The 18,834-nt window shown below is 50.5% G+C and carries 23 protein-coding genes and 1 pseudogene; 17 read left to right on the top strand and 7 right to left on the bottom strand.

Translation table 11 applies throughout. From position 1 onward, the window contains the following. Nucleotides 1–328: 328 nt before the first annotated feature. The 5 genes from WM95_RS08785 to WM95_RS08765 form a co-directional block, all read right to left on the bottom strand. Complete coding sequence (locus WM95_RS08785) at nt 329–1,111, bottom strand: antitermination protein (protein WP_023332570.1); 783 nt, start codon at nt 1,109–1,111, stop codon at nt 329–331. A 27-nt stretch (nt 1,112–1,138) separates the two neighbouring features. After that, on the bottom strand, nt 1,139–2,518 hold the full coding sequence (locus tag WM95_RS08780; protein ID WP_058651200.1) for a replicative DNA helicase: 1,380 nt from the start codon (nt 2,516–2,518) through the stop codon (nt 1,139–1,141). After that, nucleotides 2,515–3,396 carry an ATP-binding protein gene (locus tag WM95_RS08775; RefSeq protein WP_058651199.1) on the bottom strand — a complete coding sequence of 294 codons (882 nt, stop codon included), beginning with the start codon at nt 3,394–3,396 and terminating at the stop codon, nt 2,515–2,517. Before WM95_RS08775 ends, WM95_RS08780 begins: the two co-directional genes overlap by 4 nt. 15 nt (nt 3,397–3,411) lie before the next feature. Next, a complete protein-coding gene (locus WM95_RS08770; RefSeq protein ID WP_088544729.1) occupies nt 3,412–4,221 on the bottom strand; it encodes a helix-turn-helix domain-containing protein in 810 nt (269 codons plus the stop codon). A gap of 78 nt (nt 4,222–4,299) precedes the next feature. Beyond that, nucleotides 4,300–4,542 carry a transcriptional regulator gene (locus tag WM95_RS08765; RefSeq protein ID WP_023296238.1) on the bottom strand — a complete coding sequence of 81 codons (243 nt, stop codon included), beginning with the start codon at nt 4,540–4,542 and terminating at the stop codon, nt 4,300–4,302. 126 nt (nt 4,543–4,668) lie between these two features. On the opposite strand from WM95_RS08765, the gene WM95_RS08760 reads away from it, so the two are divergent. From WM95_RS08760 to aspC, 17 genes and pseudogenes are all read left to right on the top strand, one after another. Then, nucleotides 4,669–5,361, top strand: coding sequence for an XRE family transcriptional regulator (locus WM95_RS08760; RefSeq protein ID WP_023296237.1), 693 nt, complete (start codon nt 4,669–4,671; stop codon nt 5,359–5,361). Between the two features lie 171 nt (nt 5,362–5,532). After that, entirely contained in the window at nt 5,533–5,826 is a 294-nt protein-coding gene (locus WM95_RS08755) for a hypothetical protein (protein WP_088544728.1), read from the top strand. A gap of 73 nt (nt 5,827–5,899) precedes the next feature. Then, the gene (locus WM95_RS08750) at nt 5,900–6,286 is read left to right on the top strand and encodes a S24 family peptidase (RefSeq protein WP_044596880.1); all 387 of its coding nucleotides are present in this window, start codon (nt 5,900–5,902) and stop codon (nt 6,284–6,286) included. Nucleotides 6,287–6,392: 106 nt separating this feature from the next. Beyond that, complete coding sequence (locus WM95_RS08745) at nt 6,393–6,614, top strand: hypothetical protein (protein ID WP_044596881.1); 222 nt, start codon at nt 6,393–6,395, stop codon at nt 6,612–6,614. Continuing rightward, nucleotides 6,607–7,014: a hypothetical protein gene (locus WM95_RS08740; RefSeq protein WP_044596882.1), complete on the top strand. Its 408-nt coding sequence runs from the start codon at nt 6,607–6,609 to the stop codon at nt 7,012–7,014. The genes WM95_RS08745 and WM95_RS08740 overlap by 8 nt, the downstream gene beginning before the upstream one ends. Next, nucleotides 6,968–7,207, top strand: a complete 240-nt coding sequence (locus tag WM95_RS27835) for a ParE family toxin-like protein (RefSeq protein WP_419095947.1) — start codon at nt 6,968–6,970, stop codon at nt 7,205–7,207. Before WM95_RS08740 ends, WM95_RS27835 begins: the two co-directional genes overlap by 47 nt. Then, nucleotides 7,204–7,611, top strand: a complete 408-nt coding sequence (locus WM95_RS08730) for a hypothetical protein (RefSeq protein WP_059509754.1) — start codon at nt 7,204–7,206, stop codon at nt 7,609–7,611. Before WM95_RS27835 ends, WM95_RS08730 begins: the two co-directional genes overlap by 4 nt. Then, nucleotides 7,611–7,805, top strand: coding sequence for a hypothetical protein (locus WM95_RS08725; RefSeq protein WP_058660285.1), 195 nt, complete (start codon nt 7,611–7,613; stop codon nt 7,803–7,805). Before WM95_RS08730 ends, WM95_RS08725 begins: the two co-directional genes overlap by 1 nt. Continuing rightward, a complete protein-coding gene (locus WM95_RS08720; RefSeq protein ID WP_042889584.1) occupies nt 7,802–8,629 on the top strand; it encodes an SPFH domain-containing protein in 828 nt (275 codons plus the stop codon). The genes WM95_RS08725 and WM95_RS08720 overlap by 4 nt, the downstream gene beginning before the upstream one ends. A 45-nt stretch (nt 8,630–8,674) precedes the next feature. Then, on the top strand, nt 8,675–9,418 hold the full coding sequence (locus WM95_RS08715; protein WP_063922403.1) for an ORF6N domain-containing protein: 744 nt from the start codon (nt 8,675–8,677) through the stop codon (nt 9,416–9,418). A gap of 2 nt (nt 9,419–9,420) precedes the next feature. Then, nucleotides 9,421–9,792, top strand: a complete 372-nt coding sequence (locus WM95_RS08710) for a hypothetical protein (protein WP_062939324.1) — start codon at nt 9,421–9,423, stop codon at nt 9,790–9,792. Then, nucleotides 9,776–10,033 (top strand): excisionase family protein, encoded by a 258-nt coding sequence (locus WM95_RS08705; RefSeq protein WP_013097283.1) that lies wholly within the window; start codon nt 9,776–9,778, stop codon nt 10,031–10,033. Before WM95_RS08710 ends, WM95_RS08705 begins: the two co-directional genes overlap by 17 nt. 44 nt (nt 10,034–10,077) lie before the next feature. Then, a complete protein-coding gene (locus WM95_RS08700; RefSeq protein WP_044596886.1) occupies nt 10,078–11,370 on the top strand; it encodes a tyrosine-type recombinase/integrase in 1,293 nt (430 codons plus the stop codon). A gap of 184 nt (nt 11,371–11,554) precedes the next feature. Further along, nucleotides 11,555–12,757, top strand: coding sequence for a nicotinate phosphoribosyltransferase (gene pncB / locus WM95_RS08695; protein WP_063408034.1), 1,203 nt, complete (start codon nt 11,555–11,557; stop codon nt 12,755–12,757). 167 nt (nt 12,758–12,924) lie between these two features. Next, entirely contained in the window at nt 12,925–14,325 is a 1,401-nt protein-coding gene (asnS, locus tag WM95_RS08690) for an asparagine--tRNA ligase (RefSeq protein WP_029739509.1), read from the top strand. A gap of 606 nt (nt 14,326–14,931) precedes the next feature. Continuing rightward, nucleotides 14,932–16,034, top strand: a pseudogene (locus WM95_RS08680) (porin). A gap of 184 nt (nt 16,035–16,218) precedes the next feature. Then, nucleotides 16,219–17,409, top strand: coding sequence for an aspartate transaminase (gene aspC / locus WM95_RS08675; RefSeq protein ID WP_063408035.1), 1,191 nt, complete (start codon nt 16,219–16,221; stop codon nt 17,407–17,409). Between the two features lie 48 nt (nt 17,410–17,457). Here the strand turns inward: aspC and WM95_RS08670 are convergent, their stop codons facing one another. Further along, entirely contained in the window at nt 17,458–18,105 is a 648-nt protein-coding gene (locus WM95_RS08670; RefSeq protein WP_008499950.1) for an MBL fold metallo-hydrolase, read from the bottom strand. A gap of 20 nt (nt 18,106–18,125) precedes the next feature. Next, nucleotides 18,126–18,677 (bottom strand): YcbK family protein, encoded by a 552-nt coding sequence (locus WM95_RS08665; RefSeq protein WP_032639289.1) that lies wholly within the window; start codon nt 18,675–18,677, stop codon nt 18,126–18,128. Between the last annotated feature and the right edge of the window lie 157 nt (nt 18,678–18,834).

Raw genomic sequence — 18,834 nt, 5'->3', positions numbered from 1 at the left:
CCCGGTGACTCTACCCCAGTCAGCAAAGCCGCGCGCATACCTGCAGATAGCAGTTGACTGGAACGCCCTTTCGCTTAGAAAGGATTCACCACAATAATAAGTTACGACTAATCCATTCTAGCGGTCAATACATCATCGCCATGAGTCCTCTCAGAACGAGGGGAAACAAAAAAGGCCACCCGGAGGCAGCCCTTAAAATAAAAAACCCGCACTGAGGCGGGTTTGGTGTCGTGTAGGCGTAATATCCCACGATGGAAAGCATACAGGACAGTTTTATGCAAAGTCAACACTAACGTGCAAAAAAGTGTCACCATTTGCTCCGATCATATTAATAAGTTGTCGCCTTCTCAAATTCCACTGCTGCATGACGCTCCCCCTGACGCAAAGTGTCCACCAGCATTTCATAGAAGGGTTTCCAGTTACGTGACCATGAGGACTGATGGAGGTCCGGGAGACGCTTCAGAATGGCTCGGTGTACCGTCGCCGAGGAGATAGCAGAGAAGCCATTACCAGAGCAACGTTCACACGTTTTGAAAACCGGTGCGCCGCGGTCTTTAGTCGCTTTGCGGTCCAACACTTCGCCTTTACCTCCACACCTGCACCGGGCAAGGATCACTTTCTTTCCTCCGCATGTTCCGCAAACCCTATTCACCAGCTCATTTTTAATCTTCGGGGCCACCACTTCGGCACCGTCGGCGTCGAAAATACCAGGATGTTTAACCACATCCTCATTCCCGGAGATAAACCCGGTACCGCTGCAACTGTGACATGTCACGCTGGTAGCCGCCGAACGGGAGTAATCAGCAAAGGCAAATTGTGCCAGCATCTGCATACACCATCCGAACTGCCCACCAGCTGCTTTGCGAACATTCTTCGGTGCGACATCCATCGCATATCGCGCCAGCGCCTGAACTGCGAGCTGTTCATCCGTTTTGCTGATTCCCGCTTTACCGAAGAACGCCGCCAGTCCGAAGCGTGCACGGCTGCTGGTGGTACCAATCGCTGCCATAACATCAGTACCAGTGAGACGATCCGGAGAGGTTCCTTTCACGTCGTCGCTGATGTGCATTCCCTGAGGACTAAAATGTTTGAGCGATGCTTCCAGTTTCATAAGGTTGCCCTCGTTGCTTTGATGTTTTTAATAGTCTGCATTGCTGGAATGCTTTTCTTTTGAGTAACGTCTGGTCTGAGCTTTCTGCTGTGGCGCCGAACGCTGCTTTGCTAACTCCTGGTCAATTGGCAGGAAGTGCCCGTTATAGAATCGACGGTAGATCGTACCCAATTCACCGTTGCGCTGTTTGGTCACGTTAATTTCCGCGATCCCCTTCGCTGGCGACTCAGGGTTATAAACTTCATCTCGGTATAGCATCATGATCAGATCAGCATCAGCCTCAATCTCACCCGAGTTTTTGAGGTCTGAGTTCATCGGTCGTTTGTTGGGTCTCGACTCAACGCCACGAGAAAGCTGGCTCAGGGCAAGGACCGGAGTTTTATTGGATTTAGCCAGACGCTTGAGTCCTTTTGACACCTCACCGACGGCAAGGTCATATCGTGCAGTGCTTTCAATTTTGATGAGTGCCAGGTAATCCACGACCACCAGCGCTATTTCCGGATGCGCCAGCTGTAGGCGGGTAGCTATCTGTTGAATCTGATCTACTGTCAGATCGGTGGAATCAACCATCCAGATGCTACGACCAGTCAGCCGTTCTACACCGTTTGTCAGCCTGGCCCAGTCCTCATCATCAAAATCAGCAGCCTTTTTCAGGCGTGAAACCGACATGCCGCCGGCAGCAGATACCATTCGCTCTCCGATCTGGATATTAGGCATTTCCATGCTGAAGAACAGCACACCACGGCCCTGCTCAGAAACCTTGTCGATGATATCCAGCGCCAATTCAGTTTTACCCATCGACGGCCGCGCAGCGATAAACACCAAGTCTGTTGGTTCAATGCCGCCAGTCTTTGCGTCCAGCTCTTCGATACCTGTCATGAGGCTTCTGGCTTCTTCAAGCCCACGGTTGCGCGCATCTACCCGATCCACCACAGCAGGAAGAATGTCGTCGATATGAACTGGCTGAACGGTCTTTTCTTCGAGAGTAATTGCTGCAATGCTGTTCTGTGCGGCCCTGAATGCCGATAAAGCCGCATCACTATTGTGAGCATTCCGGAGATCGGCCAGCGCCCTTTCAATGACAGCTTCGGCATCGCGAACAGCTGCATTACGCTCCAGCGTGGAAACGTAGGACACAAGCGCCGACTTCGCCCATGCGATACGGCTCGAGTCCATAATGATTGCGCTGTGCTTTGGCATGTTTTCGCAGAGCAGTACAGGGTCAATAACGCCAGCTCCACGCGCCTGACGGCAGATCCCAGTATATATTTCCCGATACTGCGGTACCGAGAAAGCGGTGGCTGGCACCCTGGAAAGAATATCCAGTACCTCAGGGTCGGCACCACGCAGAAAAATTGCGCCGATCACCGCACCTTCCAGATCTTCATTTTTCCAGACAGGAGTCATGCTACAACTCCTGACGCGATGGCACGGAAACTTCCCCAGCCAAATGCCAGACGGTTGCGGCCACCATCGGTAACCCGATCCACAATTCTCTCGCCAATCGTTTCTTTCAACTGGTCGAATGTAAGATTGCTGATCAGGATTGTTGGCAAAATGCTTTCGTACCTAGCATTGATAATTTCCTGAAGGATGGTCATTTCAGTCGGACTGCCGAACTGAACGCCCACCTCGTCGATAATTAGCAGATCCAATGAAGCGAAACGTTCAATTACATCTTCCTCGGTCATTTCAGCATTGTGGCGCCACGTGCTTTTCACTGCTCGGGTGAGGCGCATAACGTCGGTGATTTCCACTTTAGCGAGATGTCCACGGATAATGCTCTTCGCCATGGCCACTGCCAGATGGTTTTTACCGGTCCCGCAGTTTCCGGTCATGACGAGCCCAGTTCCAGCTTTCAGGCGATCAGGCCAACTGGCGGTGTAGCGCTGACAGACTGCCAGATTTTTGGCGGCATCCGGGTTGACAGCCTGGTAATTATCGAATTCACATGCTTCGAATCGTCTTGCGATCCCGGCATTGTCCATCAGGTCGACTACTCGTAATGCACGCAGACTGGATTCAATGTCAGCAAGTTCCGCTTTCACACACTCCGGGCACTGGGAGTATTTAACGTTTTCAACTCCACGATATGCTTTTCCAGTGAGGGAAATGCGCTGATAGTTGCCATGTTTTTCACAGTCGGCGGCGTGGACCTCGCCGGACTCCCAGCTCCCCCACTGCCACGGTTTTTTATGTTCAACAGCAAACGCCAGTTCTTCACGAAGCCCTTCGCGCTTTGCCACCAGAGCTTCCCTTTCTTCGCGTTGTTTAATACTCAGCATTGTGATTTCTCCTGCTTACCAGTTGCAGTCTGATTGGCCATAGTCTTGTTCACTAAACCCAGAAACCGGCAGCCCACCAGGTCTACCGCTTACCGCACCAGATGGCGCCTGCCATGGCTCTTCGAAATGCCGATCGGGTCCAAAGAACGTCGCCGCCTGTTTCACGTACTGCGTTCCGGCGCTACCTGTAGCACGGACATAACCTGCATAACGGTTTACACCAGCCAGCATTGCCTCAGTGTTAACACCGTCTTTGATTCGAGCTTTCCAGGCTTTCCAGGCGGCAGCTTTAGAATTACCGCCAGCACGTTTAGGGTATGCCTGCCATGCCTTCTCGAACTCGTTGGAATAGTTCTCTTTGGAAGAGCGATTTTCAGAATGGTTATCAGATGAACCGTTATATTTATGTTCTATGACTGATTCATTGACTGGTTCAAAAGAGTGACTGATTATGGGTGCAGCTCCTGCACTACCACCTAGTGAATCTCCTGCACTACGGGGTGAATCTGCTGCACCAGGTAGTGAACGATTTGCACTACCCCCTAGTGAATCTCCTGCACTACTGAAATCAAGCCGATATACATTACTTGAGTTACCTTTTGGACCTCGGCGAAGTTCTTTTTTTACCAGGCCGCATTCGCATAAAGCATCAATGTGAATCATCACAGATCGCTTACTGATTTCGCACTGATCGGCGATATGTTGATAGCTTGGCCAGCACTCGCCATGGTCACTAGCGTTATCTGCAAGCTTCAGTAGCACGAGCTTACGCAGTGGATTTCCCACCTTGACCTTCATTGCTTTAACCATCAGTTCCATGCTCATGCGACACCCGCCAACTCATTTTCGTTACTGAATTCAGCCACCAGTAAAGGTTCGCTGACGCAATAATGCCGTGACATGTCACACCTCATTGCCCGGGTGCGGGAAAAGAGTCGGCAAATCAGGACGCAGTTCATGAGGCTTAACAACTCCATTAACTGCGTTTGAGACTGCCACTGCATGGACAGGAGAAACTTTCTTGATCCCCCTGACCCACTTCCAGACCGCTCCTTGCGTAACGCCAACCTTTTTAGCAAGCGAACTTTGCCCACCAGCAACGTACACGGCTTTCGCCATTGGGGATTCAAAAACCTCATCAGTCATAACAAAGCCCTTAGTATTAATATTAAAGATATAAAATAATACCAAAGGAATAATTAATCAAGTATTATCCGCTTGCCATGGTTAATCCTGTGGTATTAAATATGCACAGAAATCGGAGATACTTAGATGAACACACTTGCAGAAAGACTAAGGCTGGCGATGGCTCATGCCGGGGCTACTCAAAGTCAATTAGCGCATAGGGTTGGGGTAAGCCAGGGGGCCATACAAAAACTAACCTCAGGAAAAGCTCAGTCCAGCGGAAAAATCGTGGATATAGCCAAAGCGTTGGATGTAGATCCAATATGGTTAAGCACTGGTGAAGGCACCATGGGGCCCGCAAAAACTCCAGAACAAAGGATGTTTGGTATAGATCCATGGGATAAGCAAACGCCGCTTGAGGATGATGAGGTAGAGGTGCCTTACTTAAAGGATATCGAGTTCGCATGTGGAGATGGCAGCGCTCTTAATGATGATTACAATGGCAAAAAACTTAGGTTTTCCAAAGCAACATTGCGAAAGGTGGGAGCTAATAGTGATGGTGATGGCGTTCTATGCTTTGCTGCACACGGGAATAGCATGGAGCCAGTGATCGCTGATGGCTCAACTGTTGCCATAAACTGCCATGACAAGCGTATCGTGGATGGTAAAATTTACGGCATCAACCAAGGTGGATGGAAAAGGTTAAAAATCCTCTACAGATCTGGGCCAGATAAGGTAACAATCAGAAGCTACAACTCTGATGAATACCCTGACGAAGAAGTAGACATGGATAGTCTTGAGGTTTTAGGAAGGCTGTTTTGGGTATCAACAATCTTCTGATCTGCTACCAAAAAAGCACCAAGCCGACCATAGTGTCGGCTTTTTTATTACTAAAATAATCTTCAATAACAAATACATAAGAAATCTATTATTCTTTTTGTATTAATACCATTGACCTCCAATTAATACTTAAGTATTCTCATTTCATCGGCAAACAACGGAGCCAATGAGATGAATACAAACTCCCAACCAAACCCAGCGAGCCAGGCATTTGATATCCACGCCAAGCTCAAAGCATCCAATTCGCACTGGTCTTATTGTTATGCGGTACAGCCTTGCGAGAAAGGATTTAATTACCAATTTAATACAACATTTGTTGGAGAGATGGAGTTCGCCGTTTACGAACGCATCGATAATTATTTTGTATTAGTTGATTTCTTCAAGTCATATGATGAGGCATGTGATGATGCTAAAAAAATCATTGATGACCATCCTGACATTAAGAAAATGTTCTCTGCTATTTAACTAACTAATTAAGTCAATTATTAATAATTAACACCTTTTTGGGTGGGGAAAAACTCACCCTGAGGAAATGAAAATGCAAAACGCTATCGCGATTAATCAGCCAATAAAAACTCCTCAAATGCTGTTCGGTTCAGACAATATTAATGACTTTGGTAACCGCGTTCAGAGCTGCAGGATGGAAGGTGACTCAATGCAGCCAACCATCGAACCTTGTGAGGTAGTCGCTTTCGTTGATTGCGGTGGCCGTGCGCTTACCCCTGGCATTTATGTTTATACGATGGACGTATTTGGTCGTCCTTGCCTTTTTATTAAGAGAGTAGAGCCATTGGTTTGTGGTTCATTGAAAATTATTTCTGACAACCATCATTACGAAACCTTCACCCTGAACACCGATGAACAGAAAGAAATCAAAATTCACGGTCGGGTGGTCGCTTCTTTGACTGTGAGGCGCTTCGTATGACTTTCATCATTGATAAATCGGCATATAGAACAGCATGCCTTTATGCGGCCTGCGGTTACGAGATAATCGCTCGTCTTTATCTTAAAAAAGCATATGGACGTTAATTATGGGCGTATTTAAAAGACAGGATATTCAGGAAGTGAATATCAAAGCGGAGAAGTTGTCTGGCTTGTCGCAAACATTATTTGAATATCACGACAAGCTAGACAGATTTCAACTCAAAACGATATGCGCTCTGGTTTATGACCTCGCCGCTGAGATTCATGGATGGACCGAAAAAGAAGAAGAAATAGTAATGAGTTTGGAGGAGGAACAGCGCAATGGATAAATTAATCGAGACATATCGCCGCCGAATTTTAAAAGCTGCGTTATTACGCCACCAGCGTAAAACAGGCAGTAACTGCCTTGTTATAAAGCTCAATAAAGGCGGCATTAACACAGTCGAGTTAACAGAGATTTTACTTGATGGATTATTACGAAAATTCGAAAGGCTCGCGTTCAGTGAGTACGGAAATGTCGAAGGCGTAAAAGCTATTAAGGGAATTTACAGCAGCGCTGTTGATGTTAATGGCAGAGGTGAATTCCTTACGGATAGCGGAAAGGAGTTAATCGACGAGCTCATTTCTGAGCTGGTTGAGTTCGTCAAAAAACAAAAAGTGGAAGCTCCGAAAACGGAGGGTCATGAAATGGAGGGATCTGATGGCTCTTACAGCGATACGAATTCCTGAGTGGGTTCACCTCAAAGCAGCACACGTTTTAAGCCAGTTCAGGGCAAGGCGCATACATCCCTGCCGTATGCACGGCTCCGGGAATCTGAGTCTCAAGGTTAATCACCGCTGGCGGCTACTCTCCCGCGATGGCGGAAAGAACTGGGAAGTAATGAGTCACGAAAGATACAGCAAAGTTAAGGACCGGAAATGAACGATAAACGCATCAGCACCACCTCAATTGACAGCGCCTTTGCCAAAGAGCTGCAGCCCGTTTACGTCGTATCACGACACGGCTATTCGCGCCGTTTTCTCAGCAGGAGCGCAGCGATCAGTAACCTTGCTCACTACATGGTAACCAAAACTTTTCATCGTGCCGGTTTGAACACCAACGAACCAGACGAACCTGTTTTCAGCAATGGTGTGCTCGTCAACCGCATGGGCCAGCACACACAGCAATATCTCTTTGCACATAACCGATGCATGCGGCGCATTCGCCGAATTCTGGAGCGTAAGCGCGAAGCACGTAAGTGGCTCGGAAAGTGGGACGCCATGCATGACCGATTCGTGAAAGAGCAGGCAGAACTTCAGGCCAGTAAACCAGAGGGGCTGCGCTGATGATTGCTTACTTACGCGTTGCTCTCTCGCTGGTAATTGTCGCCAGCGTTTATGGCCTTTTCGTTCCGATCCTCATTTCGATGAAGGACACCACAGCAGTGTTATCCGGTTTTGCCCTGGCGATCCTGACCCCGCCGTGCATCTACGCCATTTGTAAGGGTCTTGTTGTAACCGTAAATAAGGAAAAGAAATGAAAAAAGCAATTATGGCTTCAATTATCGCGCTCTCTGCCATCGGTCTTGTCGGTTGCGATCGTGTCGAGCCCGGTAACGTGGGTATCAAGGTGAATAAGCTGGGAGACGACAAAGGCGTTGGTGAAGTGGTTGGCGTAGGTCGCTATTGGACAGGCTGGAACACAGAGGTCTACATCTTCCCAACCTTCAAACAGATGAAAACCTACGACGACGCATTCAATTTCCAGATGAGTGACGGCACTACGATCGGCTATCACATTGGTGTCGCCTATAAAGTTGATCCAACCAAAGTGACGACGGTCTTCCAGACCTATCGCAAAGGCGTAGACGACATCACCGATACCGATCTGCGCCAGAAGATTGCCGATGCCCTTAATCGTCTCGCAAGCCGCATGAGTACCGATAAGTTCATTGACGGCGGGAAAGCTGAGCTGCTTGAAAACGCTCTGAAAGAGATCCAGTCCGACATGGGGCCGGTAGGAATCCAGGTTATCAGCCTTTCTTACGTCGGTCGTCCGGAGTACCCGCCGACAGTTATCGACAGCATCAACGCCAAAGTCACCGCCAACCAGAAGACCCTGCAGCGCGAGCAGGAGGTAAAACAGCGTGAAGCCGAAGCAAACATGCTGCGCGCTGAAGCAGATGGCCAGGCAGACGCAAAGTTGAAGTTGGCGGAAGCGGAAGCGAAGTCTATCCAGATTCGTGGGCAGGCCATGCGCGAAAACCCTGAAGTGCTTCAACTGGAGGCCATCAACAAATGGAACGGCACTCTGCCCCAGTACATGACCAGCGGCGCCAATACTCCATTTATCCAGGTTAAGTGATTCACCAGCCCGGCGCAAAGCCGGGCACTCAGAAGGATATCGAGCATGAACACAGTAACGATCAATAACAAACAGCTTCCAGCAGTTGAATATCGCGGTCAGCGCGTTGTGACGCTGGCGATGATTGATGAAGTCCACCAGCGACCGGAAGGAACCGCTCGTGCAGCATTCAACCGAAACCGTGAGCATTTCATCAACGGTGTGGATTATGCCGAATTAGGTGCGGACGTAATACGTACGGACCTCCCGGAAGGGACATTCTCTAAATTTGCACCGTCAGGGATTGTGCTTTTCGAATCAGGCTACCTGATGTTGACGAAGCCATTTAACGATGATCTTGCCTGGCAGGTTCAGCGCGAACTGGTTAACAGCTATTTCCGCACTCGCGCGCCGCTGACGGAAATCGAGATGATCGCCGCAATGGCCGCCGATGCCGTTCGCCAGCAGAAGCGCCTGAATCATGTTGAAGAGCAGATCGAAACGGTCACAGAAGCTGTGGAGAACATCAAACGCGGGACCATGCGCGCCGGATATGTCGGTTACCGCCAGGTGGTAGCCAAAAGCGGTATGAGTGACGCCAAGTGCCGGAATTTGGTCAATGCCTACCGCATCCCGACAGACACGCACGAATTTATGACTCCAGACGGGCTTTTGTCACGTAGGGCTATCGTCGAACTGGAGCCGTTTATGGCCGCGTTTCGCCAGATGATGTCAGAAGCTGAACCGCGCGGCACCCGCTGGTATCACCCTAAAATGGGCCTGTTCCAGGCGATTGGGTGGGAGGGTTAAGAATGCACAAATTCTTCGTGGAGACTGACAACCTGAACACAATCAGCGATTGCCTGCAGCAGCTTGTTAACGCAGAAGAAGCGCAGCTCAGTATTGAAGAGCAACTGGCGAAATCGAACAGCAGCAGTGAATGGAGTACATGGCGCAAAAAGGCAGAGAACGCTCTGCGGCTGATCAAAGGGAAGCGTCGCATCATCACAGCCCGTCTGGCAGTCCTGCGTCATGAGGAAAAAGAACGCAACATAGATCTGCACCAGCAGCACAACGACTTCCTGGTTCAGGCTCTGCGCGAAATTGTAACGCCCTCCTCTTTTGCGCGTTGCGTGCGTCTGGCTAAAGAGAAAATGGAGGAGATCCATGCAAACCAGTGCTGAAATCGTTCTTCTGGTGCCGAATGACTGGGTTAGCGAAAAGGTTCTGATTGCGGTTACCGGGCTCAAGCCCGGAACCATCACCCGCGCCAGAAAAGAATCCTGGATGCTGGGCCGCGAGTACCTGCACATTTCACCAGATGGTAATCCCAAGCCTTCGAGCGAATGCATGTACAACAGGAAAGCCGTTGATCAATGGATCGAGGCGCAGAAAAAAAATCAACCAGGTGCGAAGACAGCATGAAAAGCAGTACACTCGTCCACGCTCCTGGACGTCAGGAGGGATCAATGGCTAATGCATCATACCCGACAGGCGTCGAAAATCACGGCGGTTCGCTCCGCATCTGGTTTCTGTATAAAGGTAAACGTGTCAGGGAAAACCTCGGTGTTCCTGACACTGCAAAAAATCGCAAGATAGCTGGTGAGCTGCGTTCTTCGGTTTGTTTTGCGATAAGGATGGGGAATTTTAACTATGCAGAAAAATTCCCAAACTCACCGAACCTTGCCCGGTTCGGTCAGGATAGAAAGGAAATTACTGTGCTGGAGCTTACCGAAAGATGGTCAGAGCTGAAGAGAATGGAGATCAGCTCTAATACCATGAGTAGGTACGAATCCATCATAAAAAACATGCTTCCGCGCATCGGCGAAAATAAAATGGTTTCTGCGGTTACCACTGAAGATTTGCTGTATGTAAGGAAGGAGTTGCTGACGGGCTTCCATGTAATGAAGAAGGATCACCGTACACAGGTAAAAGGCCGGAAGTCTTCCACGGTGAATAATTACATGATGCTGATGGCCGAGATCTTCCAGTTTGGAGCTGATAACGGCTACGCAAAGGAAAACCCGTTTAGCGGAATTAACCGTCTCAGGAAGGCAAAAGACGAACCAGATCCACTCACTACAGACGAGTTCATCAGGTTCATTCAGGCATGCGGCCACCAGCAGATGCGAAATCTCTGGACCGTCGCCGTTTATACCGGAATGAGGCATGGGGAATTATGTGGTCTTGCATGGGAAGACATCGATCTCACCGCGGGAACCATTACGGTTAAGCGTAACCTTACCCAAACGTATGAGTTCACCCTGCCAAAAACCGAGGCAGGCACTGACAGGGTGATTTATCTCATACAACCAGCTATTGATGCCCTCAGGAATCAGGCCCAACTGACGCGCCTTGGCCGGCAGCATGAGGTTGAAGTGAATTTGCGTGAATATGGCCAGTCAGTCATACATCCATGCACTTTCGTTTTCAGCCCTCAATGCGTCAAGCGTGGGTCCCGAAGAGGATATCATTATGCGGTTAATTCGATTAATAAAATTTGGGCCCCGATAATCAAGCGCGCCGGCATTCGTTACCGCAACGCTTACCAGTCACGGCATACCTATGCGTGCTGGTCATTATCAGCTGGTGCAAACCCAAACTTTATAGCAACTCAAATGGGGCATACCGATGCACAGATGGTTTACAAGGTGTATGGAAAGTGGATGTCAGAGAAGAGCGGCGAACAGGTTACTCTGCTCAACAAGGCGCTTTCACACATTGCCCCATCGCTGCCCCAAAGCATGATAGTAGCGCAGTAGAAAACCTTAAATTCAAGTGGTTAGCAGCCCTGTTGCTACATTTGTATAACACGGGGCACAAAATGCCCTCGACCATAAAACGCGCTTATGTTGTGATCGGGGTTCAATAAATCACTAAACAAGGTATACTCCGGAGTTGTTTATTGTACTAAACGCTCCTGTGAGAGGATGCTACTGCGCACCTATGACTCAATTCGCTTCTCCAGTTCTGCATACGTTGCTGGATACCGACGCGTATAAACTGCATATGCAGCAAGCCGTTTTCCACCACTACTATGACGTTCACGTCGCGGCGGAATTCCGCTGTCGCGGCGACGACTTGCTCGGTATCTACGCAGACGCCATTCGTGAACAGGTCGATGCTATGCAGCATCTGACGCTGCAGGACGAGGAATATCAGTGGCTTTCTGGCCTGCCTTTCTTCAAAGCCGATTACCTGAACTGGCTGCGCGATTTCCGCTATAAGCCGGAGCAGGTCACCGTGCTTAACGATAACGGCAAACTGGATATTCGCCTTGAAGGCCCGTGGCGGGAAGTGATCATGTGGGAAGTGCCGCTTCTGGCGGTGATCAGTGAACTGGCTCACCGCTACCGTTCGCCGGAAAAAGGCGTCGAGCAGGCGGTCGCCGCGCTGGAAAATAAACTCGCAGCCTTCTCTACGCTGACCGAAGGGCTGGACATGTCCCGCTTCCGCCTGATGGACTTTGGCACGCGTCGCCGTTTCTCACGTGACGTTCAGGAGGCCATCGTTAAACGTCTGCAGCGGGAGCCGTGGTTCGTTGGCACCAGCAACTACGATCTGGCACGCCGCCTCAGCCTGACGCCAATGGGCACCCAGGCACACGAGTGGTTCCAGGCGCATCAGCAGATCAGCCCCGATCTGGCTAACAGCCAGCGCGCGGCACTGGCCGCATGGCTTGAGGAGTACCCGAATCAGCTCGGGATTGCCCTCACCGACTGTATTACGATGGATGCCTTCCTGCGCGACTTTGGTCCCGAGTTCGCTGAACGTTACCAGGGATTACGCCACGACTCCGGGGATCCGGTTGAATGGGGCGAGAAAGCCATTGCCCATTACGAAAAACTCGGCATTGATCCGATGAGCAAGGTGCTGGTCTTCTCGGATAATCTCGACCTGGCGAAAGCGGTCGACCTCTATCGCCATTTCAATAGCCGTGTGAACCTGAGCTTCGGGATTGGTACCCGTCTGACCTGCGATATTCCTCAGGTAAAACCTCTGAATATCGTCATCAAACTGGTGGAATGTAACGGCAAGCCGGTGGCAAAACTCTCCGACAGCCCGGGTAAAACCATCTGCCATGACAAAGCGTTTGTCCGCGCATTGCGCAAAGCGTTCGATCTCCCCTTGATTAAAAAAGCCAGTTAAGCGCTTACGGGAGCCTTTATGGCTCCCTTCCCTTATTTATTTCTCAATTCTTCTCTTTTGACTGCGAAATTTACTTGTCTGATAGCGGATGGCAGGTAACATAGATATCCCCCCCCATAAGGGTGGACAAGTGTTTATTTTTTCCGACTATTAACAGAGAGAATATTATGAGCGTTGTGCCTGTAGCCGACGTACTCCAGGGCCGTGTCGCCGTTGACCAGGAAGTCACCGTGCGCGGATGGGTGCGTACCCGCCGAGATTCTAAAGCTGGCATCTCCTTCCTCGCCGTCTATGACGGTTCCTGCTTTGATCCTGTACAGGCCGTCATTAATAATTCTCTGCCCAATTACAATGATGACGTTCTGCGACTGACAACCGGTTGCTCCGTCATTGTTACCGGCGTGGTTGTGGCGTCACCGGGCCAGGGCCAGAGCTTCGAAATTCAGGCCTCTGCCATTGAAGTCACCGGCTGGGTTGAAGATCCGGATACCTACCCGATGGCGGCAAAACGCCACAGCATCGAATATCTGCGTGAAGTCGCCCACCTGCGTCCGCGTACCAACCTGATTGGTGCGGTGGCGCGCGTGCGTCATACGCTGGCGCAGGCGCTGCATCGTTTCTTCGATGAGCAGGGTTACTTCTGGGTGTCTACCCCGCTGATCACCGCGTCCGATACGGAAGGTGCCGGTGAGATGTTCCGCGTTTCGACGCTGGACATGGAAAACCTGCCGCGCACGCCAGAAGGTAAAGTGGACTATGACAAAGACTTCTTTGGTAAAGAAGCCTTCCTGACGGTGTCTGGTCAGCTCAACGGCGAAACGTACGCCTGTGCGCTGTCTAAGATCTACACCTTTGGCCCAACCTTCCGCGCCGAAAACTCCAACACCAGCCGTCACCTGGCGGAATTCTGGATGCTGGAGCCTGAAGTGGCCTTCGCCGACCTGGACGATGTTGCGGGTCTGGCGGAAGCGATGCTGAAGTATGTGTTCAAAGCGGTGCTGGAAGAGCGTCCTGACGACATGAAATTCTTCGCAGAACGCGTAGACAGCGATGCTGTGGCGCGTCTGGAGCGTTTCGTGTCTGCCGACTTTGCGCAGGTGGACTATACCGACGCGGTGGCGATCCTCGAGAAATGCGGTGAGACGTTCGAGAACCCGGTTTACTGGGGCGTTGACCTGGCGTCTGAACACGAACGCTATCTGGCCGAGAAGCATTTCAAAGCGCCGGTTGTCGTTAAAAACTACCCGAAAGACATTAAGGCCTTCTATATGCGCCTTAACGAAGACGGTAAAACCGTGGCAGCGATGGACGTTCTGGCGCCGGGCATTGGTGAAATCATCGGTGGCTCTCAGCGTGAAGAACGTCTTGACGTGCTGGACGCGCGTATGGAAGAGATGGGGCTCAACCCAGCTGACTACAGCTGGTACCGCGATCTGCGTCGTTACGGTACCGTACCGCACGCCGGTTTTGGTCTGGGCTTCGAGCGTCTGATTGCCTACGTTACTGGTGTTCAGAACGTACGTGACGTGATTCCTTTCCCACGTACTCCACGTAACGCCAGCTTCTAATCGATACAATACTAAAATGGCCAGCTTATGCTGGCCATTATTTTATTCTGTATTGTCAGTTTTCGTCAGCGTAAAGTCAGCATCTTTAAACCTTCACCCCGTCACAACCACTACCTGTTACGTTTTGTTTCCGCGAAATATCCAGCCACAAAAAATAAACCCCATTCTTATTGCGATTATTACATCCTCAAGCGATAGCACAAATTTCAACCACTTTTACAGCCGTCCGGAAGGCCTTTTGGAGTCATAAGAAAAAACGAGCCGTTTAGCGTCTGTTTATATGAATCGCCTTTATCTCAATTAATCATAAGGAATTCATATATATAGGATAGCGCTTGTTGTTTAATTCGCCAGGGCGTTCTGAAGTTTGAGGTGGTTCACAAAGTTCCCAAAAATACATATTTAGTTACACATAATTTCTTTTGGTTACTTAATCTTGAGAATTGTAGCACTTTCAGGCTAGCGAAACGCTTCGCCGAATGGAAAGATGCCTGTCAGATACATAAAGACACCAAACTCTCATCAATAGTTCCGGAAATATTTATTGACAGAATTTATTGACGGCAGTGGCGAGTGTCATAAAAAAACCAATGAGGGTAATAAATAATGATGAAGCGCAATATTCTGGCAGTGGTAATCCCTGCCCTGCTGGTAGCCGGTGCAGCTAACGCTGCAGAAATCTATAACAAGAACGGCAACAAGCTGGACTTCTACGGTAAAGTTAACGCCGAGCACGATTTCGTGACTTCCGGTGATAACACCAACAATAACGACGCTACCTACGCGCAGATCGGTTTCAAAGGCGAAACTCAGATCAACGACCAGCTGACCGGTTACGGCCAGTGGGAATACCGTTTCCTGGCCAACCAGGCTGAAAATGGTGCTCAGACTAACAAAAACCGTCTGGCATTCGCTGGCCTGAAAGCGGGCGATGCTGGCAGCATCGACTACGGTCGTACGGTATCGTTTACGACGTAGAATCATACACCGATATGGCGCCGTCCTTCTCTGGTATGACCTGGGGCGGTAACTATGTTGATAACTTTATGACCAGCCGCAGTACCGGTCTGCTGACCTACCGTAACAGCAACTTCTTCGGTCTGGTTGACGGTCTGAGCCTGGGCGTTCAGTACCAGGGCAAAAACGACCGTGCTGACGTTAAAACCTCTAACGGTGACGGCGTAGGCTACTCCCTGGGCTACGATTTCGGCGAAGGCTTCGGTGCAATCGCATCTTACAGCAACGCTAACCGTACTCTGAATCAAAAAGCTGATGGTGAAGGCGACAAAGCTGAAGCATGGGGTGTTGGTCTGAAATACGACGCTAACAACATCTACCTGGCAACCACCTATGCAGAAACCCGTAACACCACTCGTACCGGTTCTAACGGTGACGCTGGCTTCGCTAACAAAACGCAGAACTTCGAAGTGGTTGCTCAGTACCAGTTCGACTTCGGCCTGCGCCCAGCAATCTCCTACGTGCAGACCAAAGGTAAAGACCTGGCTGCCGTCAATGGCTTCAGCGGTGGCGATGCAGACCTGGCTAAATTCATCCAGGTTGGTACCACTTACTACTTCAACAAGAACTTCAACGTGTGGGCTGACTACTACATCAACCTGCTGGACAAAGACTCCGACTACGCGAAAGCTGTTGGCGGTCTGAACGGCAACGACGATATGGCTGCTGTGGGCGTAACCTACCAGTTCTAATCAGTACACCACTTTGTTATATGCTTAATGAACAGGGCTTCGGCCCTGTTTTTTTATGCGTGACAGAAAATAATGGCGACTTTTGAAAAGCCGCACGCTTTTCGTCGCAAACGGTTGGCATTTTGTAAATCTACCGTTAACCTGATAGCGGATTTCACTTCTGTAATCACAATGGAACTTCGTCATGTTTGAGAACATTACCGCCGCTCCTGCCGACCCTATTCTGGGCCTGGCCGATCTGTTTCGTGCCGACGACCGCCCTGGCAAAATCAACCTGGGTATTGGTGTATATAAAGATGAAACCGGCAAAACTCCGGTACTGACCAGCGTTAAGAAAGCTGAGCAGTATCTGCTGGAAAACGAAACCACCAAAAACTACCTCGGTATTGATGGTATCCCTGAATTTGGTCGCTGCACCCAGGAGCTGCTGTTCGGTAAAGGCAGCGCAATTGTGAGTGACAAACGTGCCCGCACAGCACAGACCCCAGGCGGTACCGGTGCGTTGCGCGTGGCGGCGGATTTCCTTGCGAAAAACACTTCTGTTAAGCGCGTATGGGTAAGCAACCCAAGCTGGCCGAACCACAAGAGCGTGTTTAACTCTGCGGGTCTGGAAGTGCGTGAATACGCCTACTACGACGCGGCAAACCACGCTCTCGACTTTGACGGCCTGCTGGCGAGCCTGAGCGAGGCGCAGGCAGGTGACGTGGTGCTGTTCCACGGCTGCTGCCACAACCCAACCGGTATCGACCCGACGCTTGAGCAGTGGCAACACCTGGCGAAGCTGTCCGTAGAGAAAGGCTGGCTGCCGCTGTTTGATTTTGCCTACCAGGGCTTCGCCCGTGGTCTGGAAGAAGATGCCGAAGGCCTGCGCACGTTCGCCGCCGTGCACCAGGAGCTGATTGTCGCAAGCTCCTACTCCAAGAACTTTGGTCTGTACAATGAGCGCGTGGGTGCCTGTACGCTGGTTGCCGCTAACGAAGAGACCGTCGATCGTGCGTTCAGCCAGATGAAATCGGTTATCCGCGCTAACTACTCTAACCCACCGGCACACGGTGCGTCTGTTGTTGCGACTATCCTGAGCAACGATGCGCTGCGCGCTATCTGGGAACAAGAGCTGAACGATATGCGTCAGCGTATTCAGCGCATGCGCCTGCTGTTTGTGAACACCCTGGCTGAGAAAGGCGCGGATCGCGACTTCAGCTTTATCATCAAACAGAACGGCATGTTCTCATTCAGCGGCCTGACCAAAGAGCAGGTTCTGCGTCTGCGTGAAGAGTTTGGCGTGTACGCCGTGGCCTCTGGCCGCGTGAACGTTGCAGGCATGACGCCTGACAACATGGCGCCACTGTGCGAAGCGATTGTCGCCGTACTGTAATTTGCGCCCATAAAAAAGCCTGCGTTATGCAGGCTTTTTTTATTCGGGTTACCAGACAGGCATTTCATCCTGAAGGAACGGGTTATGGAGCCGTTCATAGCCCAGCGTCGACATCGGACCGTGTCCAGGGATAAACGTTACATCATCACCCAGCGGCAATAACTTCTGTTTAATCGACTGAATCAGTTGACCGTGATCGCCGCGCGGAAAATCGCTGCGTCCTACGCCACCTTTGAAAATCACATCGCCGGAAATCAGCAGACGGGACTGGTCATCAAAGAAGACGATATGGCCTGGCGTATGCCCAGGACAATGCAACACCTGTAAAGTCACATTCCCTATGCTAACGCGCTCTCCTTCGTTCAGCCAGCGATCGGGCGTCAGTGGCTGACACTCATCCAGGCCAAACATGCGGCTTTGGGCGGGTAACCCCTGCAGCCAGAACTCATCTTCTTTTTCCGGACCGACTATCGGCACGCCGTAGTGTTCAGCCAGTTCAGCCGCTGCACCCACATGGTCGAGGTGACCATGCGTCAGTAAAATCTGCATGAGCGTCACGCCGCTGTCGGCGACTTCCTGCTTGATCTTCTCAGCGTCACCGCCGGGATCGACAAGCGCGGCCAGTTTAGTCTGTTCGCACCAGATCAATGAACAATTCTGGGAGAACGCGGTAACCGGAATAATACGATAGTTCATACTGCTCCTGTGTTTCGTTATTACCAGTGCCGAACCGGACCGGTATCAATATGCACAAAGTTGCTGCTGGGGTAATATCCTACACCACCTGCGCGCATAGATAACGCAGCTTTGCGAATATTGGCTAACGAAACGCCTTCAATATGGAAGTCCATTGCCTGTCCCTTCGTGTGATAGCTTTTTTTCGCTACCCCGCGACTGTGGGCGCGCAGTTCATTATTGGTATCAATCGAGCGATAGCCAGAAATGAGCTGAACCGGCTTGCTGGTGCCCAGCAGGCCCTGAAGGCGGAAAAGCTGATCAAACAGTCCTGGATCGATGGCTTTTATTTTATTCGCGCGGAAATCACGGAAAAAATGGTTAAGTCTTGCTAATTCATCCTGAATATAGCCTCTGCCATCGAAAAACTCCGCTTTTAACGACTCACCGGTATGAAGATTGTTGAGCGTTAAAACTCGCGGACGAGGTGTCGAGAGGGTGGCAAATGCTGGCGTCGGCAAGATGGCCGCTGCGCCAAGCGCAACACCACCTAACGCCAGCAGTTTGCGGCGATTAGCGTCAAATTTGTCCATGATAATCAGGTCTACAGGTAAAAGAAATCGTAATATGCTTAGCGCACGAAGGGCACCTTAACTGGCAAAACCGGGTACGTCAAGGCGCCCAACCCCAGTGAATACGCGGCTTACAGCGATATTGCCCCTTATTCACCCTAACTTACGACAATCATTT

This window comes from Enterobacter cloacae complex sp. ECNIH7, assembly GCF_002208095.1.
In the GTDB taxonomy this organism is placed as follows: Bacteria; Pseudomonadota; Gammaproteobacteria; order Enterobacterales; family Enterobacteriaceae; genus Enterobacter; species Enterobacter cloacae_M.
The sequence above is the reverse complement of the archived record's forward strand: the minus strand, read 5'-3'. Positions and strand labels throughout refer to the sequence as shown.

What these genes read in the sequence shown, in the direction of transcription:
- WM95_RS08785 (WP_023332570.1), bottom strand. Translation starts at nt 1,111, where the DNA reads ATGAAACTGGAAGCATCGCTCAAACATTTTAGTCCTCAGGGAATGCAC.
- WM95_RS08780 (WP_058651200.1), bottom strand. Translation starts at nt 2,518, where the DNA reads ATGACTCCTGTCTGGAAAAATGAAGATCTGGAAGGTGCGGTGATCGGC.
- WM95_RS08775 (WP_058651199.1), bottom strand. Translation starts at nt 3,396, where the DNA reads ATGCTGAGTATTAAACAACGCGAAGAAAGGGAAGCTCTGGTGGCAAAG.
- WM95_RS08770 (WP_088544729.1), bottom strand. Translation starts at nt 4,221, where the DNA reads ATGAGCATGGAACTGATGGTTAAAGCAATGAAGGTCAAGGTGGGAAAT.
- WM95_RS08765 (WP_023296238.1), bottom strand. Translation starts at nt 4,542, where the DNA reads ATGACTGATGAGGTTTTTGAATCCCCAATGGCGAAAGCCGTGTACGTT.
- WM95_RS08760 (WP_023296237.1), top strand. Translation starts at nt 4,669, where the DNA reads ATGAACACACTTGCAGAAAGACTAAGGCTGGCGATGGCTCATGCCGGG.
- WM95_RS08755 (WP_088544728.1), top strand. Translation starts at nt 5,533, where the DNA reads ATGAATACAAACTCCCAACCAAACCCAGCGAGCCAGGCATTTGATATC.
- WM95_RS08750 (WP_044596880.1), top strand. Translation starts at nt 5,900, where the DNA reads ATGCAAAACGCTATCGCGATTAATCAGCCAATAAAAACTCCTCAAATG.
- WM95_RS08745 (WP_044596881.1), top strand. Translation starts at nt 6,393, where the DNA reads ATGGGCGTATTTAAAAGACAGGATATTCAGGAAGTGAATATCAAAGCG.
- WM95_RS08740 (WP_044596882.1), top strand. Translation starts at nt 6,607, where the DNA reads ATGGATAAATTAATCGAGACATATCGCCGCCGAATTTTAAAAGCTGCG.
- WM95_RS27835 (WP_419095947.1), top strand. Translation starts at nt 6,968, where the DNA reads ATGAAATGGAGGGATCTGATGGCTCTTACAGCGATACGAATTCCTGAG.
- WM95_RS08730 (WP_059509754.1), top strand. Translation starts at nt 7,204, where the DNA reads ATGAACGATAAACGCATCAGCACCACCTCAATTGACAGCGCCTTTGCC.
- WM95_RS08725 (WP_058660285.1), top strand. Translation starts at nt 7,611, where the DNA reads ATGATTGCTTACTTACGCGTTGCTCTCTCGCTGGTAATTGTCGCCAGC.
- WM95_RS08720 (WP_042889584.1), top strand. Translation starts at nt 7,802, where the DNA reads ATGAAAAAAGCAATTATGGCTTCAATTATCGCGCTCTCTGCCATCGGT.
- WM95_RS08715 (WP_063922403.1), top strand. Translation starts at nt 8,675, where the DNA reads ATGAACACAGTAACGATCAATAACAAACAGCTTCCAGCAGTTGAATAT.
- WM95_RS08710 (WP_062939324.1), top strand. Translation starts at nt 9,421, where the DNA reads ATGCACAAATTCTTCGTGGAGACTGACAACCTGAACACAATCAGCGAT.
- WM95_RS08705 (WP_013097283.1), top strand. Translation starts at nt 9,776, where the DNA reads ATGCAAACCAGTGCTGAAATCGTTCTTCTGGTGCCGAATGACTGGGTT.
- WM95_RS08700 (WP_044596886.1), top strand. Translation starts at nt 10,078, where the DNA reads ATGGCTAATGCATCATACCCGACAGGCGTCGAAAATCACGGCGGTTCG.
- pncB (WP_063408034.1), top strand. Translation starts at nt 11,555, where the DNA reads ATGACTCAATTCGCTTCTCCAGTTCTGCATACGTTGCTGGATACCGAC.
- asnS (WP_029739509.1), top strand. Translation starts at nt 12,925, where the DNA reads ATGAGCGTTGTGCCTGTAGCCGACGTACTCCAGGGCCGTGTCGCCGTT.
- aspC (WP_063408035.1), top strand. Translation starts at nt 16,219, where the DNA reads ATGTTTGAGAACATTACCGCCGCTCCTGCCGACCCTATTCTGGGCCTG.
- WM95_RS08670 (WP_008499950.1), bottom strand. Translation starts at nt 18,105, where the DNA reads ATGAACTATCGTATTATTCCGGTTACCGCGTTCTCCCAGAATTGTTCA.
- WM95_RS08665 (WP_032639289.1), bottom strand. Translation starts at nt 18,677, where the DNA reads ATGGACAAATTTGACGCTAATCGCCGCAAACTGCTGGCGTTAGGTGGT.